This is a genomic window from Pseudomonas sp. PSB11 (genome assembly GCF_014596605.1).
In the GTDB taxonomy this organism is placed as follows: Bacteria; Pseudomonadota; Gammaproteobacteria; order Pseudomonadales; family Pseudomonadaceae; genus Aquipseudomonas; species Aquipseudomonas umsongensis.
The window spans coordinates 1-12221 of the sequence record NZ_NOIO01000002.1; the positions used below are offsets into that span (position 1 = coordinate 1).

Here is a 12221-nt window from a genome sequence, read left to right on the forward strand (position 1 = left end):
GGCGCAAGCGCACCTGGGGGCTCGAAAGTGAGGGGGTAATCATCACGTGCTTGAGAGGCATATTCGTAGCCCACAGGTGCATGTTCCTTCCCTGATCAAAACTGACTTCCAGACACCGAAGTATGGAAGAGGAAAGGAACGGACAACCTATATCGAGAGGCTTCGTTCCGGTTCTGCGCAGTGGGTAAACCGGCAAGGATGCCGGTTTAGCCGCGCTGGGCCAGGGATGGCCCATCGCGGCGACCCACGGAGCAGGACCGGAGCGAGGGCATGCCGAGCCTTAGCGAGGCACCGAACGCCAGGGGCAAGAGCCCTTGGTTACTTGGGGCTCTTCCAAGTGACTCGCCGTAAGGGCGAAACCATAAGTGGCCGTTACCGCAGAAATGGATATGTACTCAGTCACAAAATCCCCATTGGCCGCCTGGACGCCTTCGCCGGCAAGCCTGGCTCCTACGGTAAAAGCGAAATCCAGCCGTTACCGCAGCAATGGATATGTACACAGTCAACAAACAATAGGTCGGCCGTCAGGCCGCCTTCGCGAGCAGGCTCGCTCCCACAGTTGATCGGGGACAACTGCGAGCCGTGCGGCAATTCCTAGTAAGGCCGTTTCGCCGGCCCCGACTTGTTCAGCACCGTACCAATCAGGTTCGCCCTGCCCAGATGATGCAGACTCTCCTCGATCTCTTTCTTGGTATTCATGCCATTGGCAACCACCAGCAAGACGCAGTCGAACTTGGGCAGGATAGTTATCACATCATCCGAACTCAGCACCGGCGGCAAATCGAAGATCACAACACGAGAGTTGTAGCGTTCGCGCAGATCAACGATCAAATCGCCCACCACCGGCGAAGACAACACCTCGGTGGAGAGCGGAATCGGTTCGCGCGTCGGCAGGACCACAAAACGCGGCAAGGTCGGATTGACCAGGACCTCTTGCAGCTCTGCTTCGTTGGTCAGGAATTCATTGAGCGATTTTTCCATCGGCAGCCCCAGGTAGCTACCGACCTTGGGACAACGCAGATCGAAATCCACCAGCAGCGCCGTCTTGGTGGTGTGGTGCGCGATACTCATTGCCAGGTTGATCGCCAACACCGACTTGCCCGCCTCCGGCGTCGGCGAGGTAATGGCCAGCGTGCGCCAACCATTTTCCTCCATCGCCTTGAGGACCTGGGTACGCAGAAGATCGAACGCCCAGCCCATGTTCGAATTCTTGTTGTAGGCGACAATGCGATGGCGCTCCAGGTGCTCGGCCCGCAACGGTACAACCTTGGTTTGTACGTAACTGAGCGCATTGAGCGGTGCAGGCTGTCCGGATGAAGAGAGCACCAAGCCTGACGAAGGCGATTGTTCGCCCTTACCCAGAGGTGGCTTAATAATTTCCATCGCAATATTCCTTATTCAAACCGCGCCAGAGCCTTGAACATCAGCAAATCCAGTGGCATGTAGAAGAAGTGCAGGAGCACCAGAGAGACCACGATCATCAAGACGCCACAGAGCACCAGTATCGTTCGCCACTGTTTGCGACGAGCCAGTTCCGCCTGGGTATGAATGTAGGGAATGGCAACCAGTACGCGCCTGCCCAACACACTGGTCAGCGCGTCGACACCCCGTACGCGCTGGCTCAGCATCTCCAGCAGCATCACCAGTGCACCCGCCCCTACCGGCGCAAGGACAAAGCCAAGGGCCACGACTTTCTTGCGGTTCGGCCGTACCGGTTTTTCCGGCATCAGCGGCGCTTCGAGCAGCACAAAACGCTCGGCTTTGTTTTCCTGCTCCAGGCTTTCGGTAATCTTCGCACTCATCTCCTTGGTGCGGATTTCTTCGTATTTCTTGCGTGCGTTTTCATGGTCGCGCATCAGCGTGACCAAGCCACGTTCCACTTGCGGCGCCTCGAGAATCTGGCTTTCCAGGGTCGCGATCTTGTCCAGCAACTGCTGCTTCTGCGCGGCCAGCGATCGCATGCGTTGTTCCGAGGCGGCAATGCGCGCCTGGACCCTGGCAACGTCCAGGCTGACCGGCGTGACGGAACCGCCGCGACCTTGACTGGCCTGCATGGCGGCGATCTTGCGTTTGATCGTCCGAACATCCGGGTGGGCTTCGGTGTAGATCGTCAGCAGCCGGGCGTACTCGGCCTTGAGGCTCGCCAGATCCTCTACCGGTTCAGCGGCCGCACCTGCTGTGCCCGCCTTGGTCGACAGACCGGCATGGGCCGCCGACAGTTCCAGGTCCTGGAAGCGCAACTCCTCGTTGGCCGCCTTGTAGTCACGGTCGATATCCTTGAGTTCGAGTTCAGAGCGCGACAACATGTTCATGCGCAGTTCCTGATGCTCAGGCAGCGCGTTGCCATGGGCCTGCTTGAAGTCAGCCAGCTTGTTCTCCAGCACTTCCAGCTCAGTGCGCAGCTTGTTCGCCTCCTGGGTCAGGAACTCCGTGGTTTCACTGGCGCGCTCGGTGCGCTGCTTGATGTTCTCATTGAGGAACAGCGTCACCAGTTCGTTGGCCACTTCGTTCGCGACTTCTGGCTCCCTGTGCTCGAAGGCAAGGCGAAAGGCAATCGTTACCTCGCCTCGCCCCTTCACCGCCGCACTGACCAGGGCGACGGAAATCGCATTGCGCATCTCTTCGATCTTTTCGGTCAGGGTCAGGCGCCGGCTGCCCGTTTCGAAAAGATTGTACTTGTTGATGATCGCCTCCAAGTGCTCACGGGTCATCACACGCTGGCGGATGACTTCGATGCGCTCGTCAGCAAAGGTATTGTTGTTCCCCGCCACCAGGTCCGGCGAAATCTGCTGAGATTCCACCAGGATAGTTCCGGACGACTGATAGATCGGTGGCATGGAGGTCGCCACCAATACAGCCGCCCCGATTATCACGGCCCCCGTCACAATCAACAGCCAGGCCCGGTGCTTGATTACTGCAATGTAGTCGTTGACCGACATTTCGTATTCAGAGGACATAAATACCACGCTGCTGAAGGTCAGAAGTCGGGGTGACTATAGATCAAGGTCATCCCTATGATGTTGGCATCGGCATTTGGCAAGCCGTCTCGCTCGCGCTCTTTGTAGGTGAAGGATAGGCGTGCAAGCCAAAAAGGCGAGAGCTCGCGACTCACAAACGCGCCATATGTGCGAAAGGTGCTGGGCGCGTCCCCTTTGGTTTTTTGCCAGGAGCCATCAACACCGACACGACTGGTCTCGTCGAGCAGATAACTCCAATTACCCCGAAGCTCATCGGACTCGACCAGGCCGTTCTCCCCGTTGGCGATCGTGCTGCGACTGGCTTCGGCACTGGTCTCGACACGCTCACCGGTGTAACGCAGGCTCACGCCACCCTGGCCAGTGGGACCACTTTTGCTATTGGATACCTTGTTCATACCGCCGTACACAGATCCCGTAAATCGCTCGGAGATCTGGTAGTTCACGCCGACCACCGGGGTGTAGCTGTTCGAGGAGCCGAGGGTGCTGGTGTCGTCCTTGGGCTCATAACGCGTCGCTTCGAATCGGGTGAACAGTTCGACGCGCTCATTCCATTGATAAAGCCAGCTCAGACGGTTGGTCAGCTCGTCGTAGTTGGTCAGCGAGGCGGTGTCGTATTCGACATGGGTGAGGTCGATTTCGTCGACCAGGGTGCTGCGCTCGGTCACCGCGGAGCGCCAGTTACCGCCGATATTCGAGAGCTTTTGCGTACCATCGGTCGAGTCTGTGACACCGGTTTGCTGGACTTCAGTGGAAAGCGTCGAACTCTCGATGTATCTCGCCGTGAGTCCATAGCCACCCTTTTCGGTCTCACGCTGCCAGCCAAACGACAGCCTCGGGTCTTCTCGATTGGACACGACGTCGGTATCGGACGAGCGCTCCACATTGACACCGAGGCCAAACTTCCACTGGTCCCGATCAAAATTACCCACCAGCGTGTAATCGGGGGCAATGATCGTTCGCGTGATCGCTTTCTCGTCACTCGTCAAGAGCAATGGATTGCTGTCGTGCTCGACTGTCATGGGCAGCGCAACTGCCGACTGCCAGGTGCCGGCGTAGGTCATGCCGGAACATGGCAAAGTCAATATTGCCATCACCACTCCGGTTGTTTGCAATGAACGCAAGTTAATCCTTAATGCATCGCGCAATGTCAGGGAACGACCAGCGTATCGCCGGCCTGAAGTTCAAAGTTAGTGGACATGTCACGTCCGGCGATCAGATCGTCGTAGTTGACGAGCAGTACTTTCTGTTTTTTCCCTTCGCGCCGCAAGAGCTTGATTTCGTCCTTGTCAGCGAACTTGTCCAACCCACCGGCCTCGCTCAAGGCTTGCAGTACATCGGTCTCACCGTTCATCTGCACCTTGCCGGGCTTGAGTACCTTGCCCTGGACATAGACGACATTGCCCTTGGCCTCGGTGACCACAACGCTGACCACCGGATCTGGATAATATTTCGTGAGCTTTTCAGTGATTATCTTTTCAGCTTGAGCCGTATCAAGCCCTTTGACCTTGACCGGCCCCGCCAGCTTCAGAGTGACGTAGCCATTGGGCAGCACATCTACGCGCTCTATTTTTTCCGCTGGTTCGCCCCAAATGGACACTTCAACCTTGTCTCCAGCGTTCAGGAGATAGGAGTTGTCTTCGGCGGCACGGGCCACGCCGGGCACAATAGCCAGCGCACACAGTGCAGGTAACATTAAACGCAGCATCTGGATTCCTCCGCCTGGTTAGCTCATCTAATGAGGATCAACCGTTACAATCAGCGTCCTCTTTAGGCCTGTAGCACCCACAAGAAAAACTATTTCGCAAAACTGACACTTAAATCTTGCGCCGATTGGCGACAACGATGAAACCTAATAGGGCGGAAGAGAATAACCAAACAACCGCAGAGACCGGGACTGCATTGGGTTGAGTGTTGTGAAACGCCGAATCACCCGACAGCCCTTTGTCCTGGACTGAGTCAATCACGAACGGCTGCTTGGCAACTTCCGTCATTAAACCGTCGCACGCTGAACTATTGACGGAAGCATTTACCCCCGACTTGGATCCATTATCAGCGCTGGAAATTTTGGCACTTTTGGCATCTAGCGAAGAGCCACCATGGGCTGTACCAAGGTTCGTCGACGCCACAGTCGCAGCCTCGGTCGAGGCCACGGCTGCCTGAGTCCTTGCACCCTCGCAAGCGCTACTTATGCGACTAATTTCATAGGGCAAATTGGCTGCTTGGGCAGTGGCAACGGCTACTCCATTCAGAGTCGCAAATAACACAATCAACTTAATGAAAACTGTCGTCCGCATATAACCGCCTCCCTGCGCTGAGGGTTTGGGATGAGTCGATTGAGGAAATCTAAATCAGGCTAAATGGAGCCTATAAGCAGATAGCCAGTACGTCAATAGCACGTCACAATAATAAATAGAAATATAAATCGGCGGCAGATAACGTCAAAAAAACGCCGCAAGCAGCCTAAGTGAATCGTCAGAGTCAGCAAGTGTTTATGCATGCAATGGCCTCTTGTAAAAACGCCGTCAAATCACCCATCGCACAAATAAAACAATGCAACGAAGATGCCGTGGAGTGTTGCGTTGATCGCCTCCTATCGGACAGCCGACCACTGCCACAAAGGGCCACGGAACGGGTCTGGGCGAGCGATATTCGGGGCCGGAAAAACGGCGTCAGGCGCGTCCTTGGCGCACACTGGGGCTTTTCTGTCCCCTGGCGTTAAAACAGGGCGCGCCTACTGCCACATACAGTTGACTGTACACAGCGACCAATTGCTCAAGGGAAAAGGCACGATTTCGCCCGCTGGGATTGGGAAGGACCCAGACCGCGGAATTGCCGAATGTCTTTGGCTGTGGTCCCCAGGCGACGTCGCGCTGATCGGACAAGGCGCAGTACGCCGCCTTACCGAGAAATGCCACGCAACGTGGCGCAAAAACGGCGATCTTTTGTTCGAAAGCCGACGCGGCTGCGACAAACTCATGGACCGACAGCTGGTCCGCCCGCGCCGTCGGCCGCTGGACCACGGCCGTCAAACCACAGCCATGGCGCAGAATGTCCTGGTCTTGCTCTGGCTGCAGTTGTTGTGACGTAAAACCGGCGAGGTGCAATGTGCGCCAAAAACGATTGCCCCGACCGGCAAAATGATGACCCTGGACCGCGGCAGTCATGCCTGGGTTGATGCCGCAAAAAACCACGTCCAATTGTGGCGCCAGTATATCGTCGAGCCCTTCACTCACCGCAGATCACACCGACCGCATTGCGTGCGAGCGCCGTCAACTCCTCACGCGACTTGCCGGCTCGCGCACGGATCGAAATGCTGTGCAGCAGCGATGAAGCGAGCACAGCCAGTGCTCCTGCATCGACATCATCCTTTAATTCGCCAGATGCAATGGCCGTACGCAGGCGCGCCTCCAGATCGGCATCCAACCTGCTCAGGCGATCACTGAGCACCTCTCGGATCTGCGGATCCTCGACAGCCTCGGTGGTCGCCGTGCCAATCGCAAAGCAGCCACGTGGCTGACCGTCGCCCGAAAAGTAGATCGACAACTGTCCCTCGTAGAAACGCATCAGCGCCTGGCGCAACGTCAGTTGGTTGTCGGCCAGCGCGGCCTGCATGTCGGCGGCGGCAAACTCCCAGTACTGCTCGAGCGCCTTGATGTACAGCGCATGTTTGTCACCAAAGGCCGCATACAGGCTGGGTCGATTCATCCCGGCCGCGGTGGCGATGCTGTCCAGGGATGCGCCCGAATAGCCAGTGCTCCAGAACACACCGAGCGCTTGTTGCAACGCTGTCTGCGGGTCATACGCGCGGGGGCGGCCGCGGCCCTTGCCCGCTGTCACTTTATTTTGTGCCATGTCGCATAAAATCCTTGCAGGAAGTTGGATGAGCGGATATTTTTACACCATCGCACAAAAATAAGGAACCACAAATTCCTTGATCCATGTTTGTTCAAGCGCAGCTCAAACCGGGTGTTGCAGCGACGAAACAGCGGTGCCGGAGCGATCCTCCCAAGCACCTGCGGGTTTGCTTTACCACAACATTCATTGACGTCGGTGCCAGGCGATTGCTGCAGGCCCGCCTTCCCGGTTAAAGGTGCATTCGATCATGACTCAATCCATCGACATCACGGCTTCGCAGGCCTATGAGGCCCAATCGCCGATCAACAAACCCCTTAAGGAGAAGCTGCGGCCCTGGCTCATGGTGGGCCTGCCTGCCCTTCTCGCTGTCGTTGGCTATGCCTACTACGTGGCTGGCGAACCCTTCGTCACCACCGATAACGCCTACGCCCGGGTGGCCAAGGCCTCGGTCAATGCACGGATTTCCGGGCAGGTCGTGGACATCGCCGTCCAGGACAACCAGAAGGTCAACAAAGGCCAAGTGCTGTTTCGCCTCGACCCCAAGCCCTTGCAGATCGCGATCGATCGTGCTCAAGCGCAACTGAGTGTCGCGCGGCTGCGCATCGACGGACTCAAGGCCAGCTACCGTCAACAGCTGGCTGAACTGCAATCGGCCAAAGAGTCGGCGGACTTCGACCAGAAGGAATTCGCCCGCAAGAAAGCGCTGGTTGCGACCGACTTCGTTTCCCGGGCCATTTATGAGCGCGCGGAAACCGACCTGAAGATCGCGCGGCAACGCATCGCCTCGATCGAACAACAGATCGCCAGCACCGTCGTCGCCCTGGACGGCAACCCGAACATCGAGGCCGACAGTCACCCTTCGGTGCGTGAAGCCAAGGCGCAGCTCGATGAAGCGCAGCTGTACCTTTCCTACGCCACGGTCTATGCGCCGGCCGACGGCGTTGTCGCCAAGGTCGACGACCTGCAGGTAGGCAACTACCTCAACAGCGGTGCGCCAGCCTTCGCGTTGATCAGCGACCATGAGATCTGGGTCGAGGCCAACTTCCGGGAAACCCAGGTCACGCACATGCGTGCGGGTCAGGAAGCGCGCATCAGCATCGACACTTACCCCGGGCACGTGTTCAAGGCCCACGTGACGAGCATGAGCCCCGGCGCCGGGTCGGACTTCGCCCTGCTGCCGCCGGAAAACGCCACCGGTAACTGGGTCAAGGTGGTCCAGCGGGTACCGGTTCGCCTCGAACTGGATGACGCGGACCCTGCCCTGCCACTGTTTTCCGGCACCAGTGCCACGGTCGAGGTCGATACCGGACATCGCACGCCATGGTGGCACCCGCTCAAGTCGCTGCTGACCGCAGGTAACTTCTGATGAACGCCCACGCACAGACATCCGCGGATCCGGGCCGTGCGCACTCGCTTCGATTGGCGGTGCTGCTCGCCACTTACATGCAGTCCGCCAACCTGCCGCTGCCCAATGCGGTGCTGCGGCTGATTCAAGGCACCCTGTCGATGACTGACGACCAGGCCGGATGGATTTTCACGGCGTACCTCGCGGCGAGCGCCATTACCCTGCCGATTGCCCAGTGGCTTGCCGGGCGTCTTGGCCTGAAGCTTGTCTATCAAGCCGCGCTGGCTGTCTTCGTCCTCGGCTTGCTGCTCGCGACGGTGGCCACGACGCCGCTGCAATTTATCGGTGCGCGGATCATCCAGGGCCTGGCCAGTGGCGTGCTGGCGCCCCTGTCGATGGCAATTGCCATGGAGACATTGGCGCCCGAGAAGCGCATGAAATTTGGTGCGACCTGGACCGCCATCGTGCTCCTGGGCATCGTCAGCGGCCCGAGCATCGGTGGCTGGATCGCCGAGCATTTCGATTGGCGCCCGATCTTCTACATCAGCCTACCGTTGTCGGCGTACATCTTTTTGGTCGTGGCCCTGCTACTGGCCGAGAAAAAACCCGAGAAAGCGCCTTCTTTCGACTTCTTCGGTTTCGGCAGTTTCACCCTGGCCTTGATCGGCCTGCAGATGCTGCTCGACCGCGGCGAACGCCTGGACTGGTTCGATTCGCCGGAAATCTGGATCGAGGCACTGGCCTGTGGATTGGGGTTGTACTTGTTCATGGTGCACGTATTGACCAGCAAGACGCATTTCCTCAACAAGCGCCTGTTCCGTGATCGCAATTTCGTGCTGTCGACGCTGATCTTTTTCGCCGTGGGTTTCGTGCTGCTGTCGACCATGGCGCTGACCTCGCCGATGCTCGATGAAATTCTCGGCTACCCGCCAGACACCACCGGTGCCCTGACCATCCCGCGTGGCATCGGGCTGGTGGGTGCGTTTGTGCTAATGGGCTGGGTGCCCGAGCGTTTCGATCGCCGGCTGTTCGTGGCGGCAGGCGTGGCCCTGGTGATCTTTGCCAACGGACTGATGCTCGACTATTCGCCCTTGATGGACTGGTCGCCGGTGGCGGTTGCCGGGGCCATCCAGGGCATCGGCATCGGCCTGCTGATGCCGGCACTGACCAAGGTCGCGTTCAGCACCCTTGACCCCGCACTTCGGGCGGAGGGGACCGGCCTGTTCAATCTTTCGCGGGTCTACGGCAGCACCCTGGGCGTAGCGATTGTGCAGATTTTCTTCTTCAACAATACCCAGGCGATGCACCTGGCACTGGCCGCCAATGTGACGTCCTATCGCGCTGCCGCGCATGGGGGCACGGCGTCGATGTCGTTGCCGGCACTCGAAGGGCTTAACCACATGATCACCCACCAGGCCGCGTTCATCGCCGTTATCGGCCAGTTCAAGCTCCTGTTGGTGGCGATGCTGGTGGTCAGCCCGCTGGTGGTCTTTCTGCGCAAACCGATACCGGCCAACTAATTTTCGTGGAGTCTGTGCAATGAAATCCTGTCATCTGTTCCCAACGAAAATCGCGGCAGTGTCGGCAATGGTCTTGCTCTCTGCCTGTACCGTCGGCCCTGACTTCAAGGCCCCGCCGACGAGCCAGTCGCAGCACTACGATCAACAGGCCGAGCAGCGCCTTGGCCATGGGGGGTTGCAGCGCATTGCCCTGGGCAACAAGGTCACCGGGCAATGGTGGTCCGCCTTTGGCTCGCCCAAGCTCGACCAACTGGTACGCCGGGCCATCGACGGCAATCTGGAGCTGGTCGCTGCCGATGCAACGATACGGCAGGCATCACAATCGGTGGCTGCGGCACGAGGTGCGCTGTATCCGCAGGTCGACTTCGCTGCGGCAGCGGGTCGCCAACGGGTGCATAACGCCAAGGAGCCCTCGGTCTCGAACTTCTATGCGATCGGGCCACGGGTCGGTTTCGACCTCGATGTCTTCGGTGGCAACAAGCGGCTCGTCGAACAGCAGCAAGCCTTTAGCGACTTGCAAAAGCATCGTTACGAAGCCGCGTACCTGACCCTGACCGGTGAGGTCGCCAGCCAGGCGTTGCTGGTGGCTTCTGCCAATGCGCAGATGCAGGCCGTGGAGACTTTGCTGGACAACGACACCCGCAACCTCGAACTGGTGCGCGCGGCCCATGCCAGCGGCAGCACCACCCAGGTCGACGTGTCGCTGGCAGAGACCCGGCTTGCCCAGGACCGCACGTTGTTGCCGCCCCTGGCCCAGCAACGGGATGCTGCGCGCCATGCGCTGTCGATCCTGACGGGCAATGGCCCGGCTGACTGGATTGCGCCGGACTTTGACCTCGACGAATTTGCCTTGCCGTCGAACGTGCCGGTCAGCCTGCCCTCGGAAATGGCCCACGACCGTCCGGACGTGCGCCAGGCCGAGGCCGAGCTGCACATCGCCAGCGCCGCGGTCGGCGTGGCGACCGCCAATCTCTATCCGCGGGTGACGTTGTCCGCCTCCCTGGCCCAGGCCGCATCAGGCAATGGCGGCGCCGCACTCTGGGGGTTCGCGGCGGGAATCGCCGGGCCGATCTTCAACGGTGGCACCCTCAAGGCGGAACAACAGGCCGCCGTCGAGGGTTACAACGCCACGCTCGCTGGCTACCAGCAGACCGTCATCAGCTCGTTCGGCCAGGTTGCGGATACGCTGCAAGCAATCAACCACGACGCGCAGGAATTTCGCGCCCAGGAGGATGCATTGCAAGCGGCCGACACCAGCTTGCGTCTGAACCGCCAAGCCTACGCCCAGGGCGAGAACAGCACGCTCCAGGTGCTCGAAGCCGAGCGTGCCTACCAACAGGCGCTGCTGAGCCAGATCCGCGTCAAGACCGCGCAGTACCTCGACACCGTGCAGCTGTTTGTAGCCCTCGGCGGCAACTCCGTCGGCGTGTTCGAACAACGGTTGGCCAGCCGCCAGGCACCACAACATTCGTATCAGTAGAGGCTGCGGCCTCGGTAATTGGAGTCAAGACATGTCCTACGAAGCCTTTCACGATGAACTGCGAGATACCCGGTTTGCCCTCAATCACGGTTCGGGGCAGATGCCCGCCGTGGGGTTCGGCACCCTGTTCAAAGACCTCGGCGTCACCACCCAGGCGATCACCCACGCGCTGGAAACCGGGTTCCGTCATTTCGATTGCGCCGAGCGTTATCGCAACGAGGAATCGGTCGGCGTTGCCCTGCAAGCTTTCATGGACGCGGGCAAGGCCCGGCGCGAAGACCTGTTCATCACCACCAAGCTGTGGAACACCAACCACCGCCCCGAGCGGGTGTTGCCGGCCTTTGAAGCCAGTTGCCGACGGCTGCAGGTGGATTACATCGATTGCTATCTGATCCACACGCCCTTCGCGTTCCAGGCCGGGGACGACCAGGACCCCAGGGATCCCTTCGGCCATGTCCTCTACGACTCCGGTGTAACCCTGATCGACACCTGGCGGGCCCTTGAGCAACTGGTCGATCAAGGTCGTTGCAGGTCCATCGGCCTGTCGGACATCACCTTGCAGGCGCTGAAAGAAATCGTCGCCGTGGCGCGAATCAAACCCGCGGTGGTGCAAGTCGAATCCCACCCGTACCTGCCGGAATGGGAATTGCTGGAGTACTGCAAGGAACACGGGATCATCCTCCTGGCCTTCGCGCCGCTGGGCCACGGCATGGAACCGAACGTGCTGGAGGACGAAGTGATCCTGGGCATCGCCCGGCACTTGCAAAGAACCCCGGCCCAGGTCGCACTGGCCTGGGCGGTACAGCGCGGTGTCGCGTTCCTGACCACCTCGGCGACACCCGACCATATCCAGGAAAACTTCGATATCACCACCCTGCCCCACAGGGCCATGCTGGAAATTCGCCAGGAGATCACAACGCGGATACGCTTCAATTCCGTGGTGGAAACCGGAGTACCGGGGTTCATCCCACGCAAACAATGACAGGCCTCGAGGGGACGGTCATGTGCCGTCCTTTTTTTCCAGTTGACCCATGAGGCGACAA

11 protein-coding genes are annotated in these 12221 nt (G+C 59.2%); 4 read left to right on the forward strand and 7 right to left on the reverse strand.

Annotation, left to right across the window (positions count from 1 at the left end; all coding sequences use genetic code 11):
• Positions 1–594 precede the first annotated feature (594 nt).
• From CGA21_RS02985 to CGA21_RS03015, 7 genes are all read right to left on the reverse strand, one after another.
• Positions 595–1383 carry a CpsD/CapB family tyrosine-protein kinase gene (locus tag CGA21_RS02985; RefSeq protein ID WP_020798147.1) on the reverse strand — a complete coding sequence of 263 codons (789 nt, stop codon included), beginning with the start codon at positions 1381–1383 and terminating at the stop codon, positions 595–597.
• An 11-nt stretch (positions 1384–1394) separates the two neighbouring features.
• On the reverse strand, positions 1395–2957 hold the full coding sequence (locus tag CGA21_RS02990; protein WP_188263491.1) for a GumC family protein: 1563 nt from the start codon (positions 2955–2957) through the stop codon (positions 1395–1397).
• A gap of 20 nt (positions 2958–2977) precedes the next feature.
• Positions 2978–4069: a hypothetical protein gene (locus CGA21_RS02995; RefSeq protein WP_188263679.1), complete on the reverse strand. Its 1092-nt coding sequence runs from the start codon at positions 4067–4069 to the stop codon at positions 2978–2980.
• A 56-nt stretch (positions 4070–4125) separates the two neighbouring features.
• Entirely contained in the window at positions 4126–4683 is a 558-nt protein-coding gene (locus CGA21_RS03000; RefSeq protein WP_110752945.1) for a polysaccharide biosynthesis/export family protein, read from the reverse strand.
• Between the two features lie 109 nt (positions 4684–4792).
• The gene (locus CGA21_RS03005; protein WP_110752947.1) at positions 4793–5272 is read right to left on the reverse strand and encodes a hypothetical protein; all 480 of its coding nucleotides are present in this window, start codon (positions 5270–5272) and stop codon (positions 4793–4795) included.
• Positions 5273–5647: 375 nt separating this feature from the next.
• On the reverse strand, positions 5648–6211 hold the full coding sequence (mug, locus tag CGA21_RS03010) for a G/U mismatch-specific DNA glycosylase (protein ID WP_188263492.1): 564 nt from the start codon (positions 6209–6211) through the stop codon (positions 5648–5650).
• Positions 6204–6830 carry a TetR/AcrR family transcriptional regulator gene (locus CGA21_RS03015; protein WP_110752951.1) on the reverse strand — a complete coding sequence of 209 codons (627 nt, stop codon included), beginning with the start codon at positions 6828–6830 and terminating at the stop codon, positions 6204–6206. The genes mug and CGA21_RS03015 overlap by 8 nt, the downstream gene beginning before the upstream one ends.
• A gap of 250 nt (positions 6831–7080) precedes the next feature.
• Between CGA21_RS03015 and CGA21_RS03020 the strand changes: the two genes are divergently transcribed.
• The 4 genes from CGA21_RS03020 to CGA21_RS03035 are packed head-to-tail and all read left to right on the forward strand — an operon-like array spanning position 7081 to position 12160.
• Positions 7081–8199, forward strand: a complete 1119-nt coding sequence (locus CGA21_RS03020; protein WP_188263493.1) for an HlyD family secretion protein — start codon at positions 7081–7083, stop codon at positions 8197–8199.
• Positions 8199–9698, forward strand: coding sequence for a DHA2 family efflux MFS transporter permease subunit (locus CGA21_RS03025; RefSeq protein WP_188263494.1), 1500 nt, complete (start codon positions 8199–8201; stop codon positions 9696–9698). Before CGA21_RS03020 ends, CGA21_RS03025 begins: the two co-directional genes overlap by 1 nt.
• A 19-nt stretch (positions 9699–9717) precedes the next feature.
• The gene (locus tag CGA21_RS03030; RefSeq protein ID WP_110752957.1) at positions 9718–11178 is read left to right on the forward strand and encodes an efflux transporter outer membrane subunit; all 1461 of its coding nucleotides are present in this window, start codon (positions 9718–9720) and stop codon (positions 11176–11178) included.
• Between the two features lie 31 nt (positions 11179–11209).
• Positions 11210–12160 carry an aldo/keto reductase gene (locus CGA21_RS03035; RefSeq protein ID WP_188263495.1) on the forward strand — a complete coding sequence of 317 codons (951 nt, stop codon included), beginning with the start codon at positions 11210–11212 and terminating at the stop codon, positions 12158–12160.
• Positions 12161–12221: the final 61 nt, after the last annotated feature.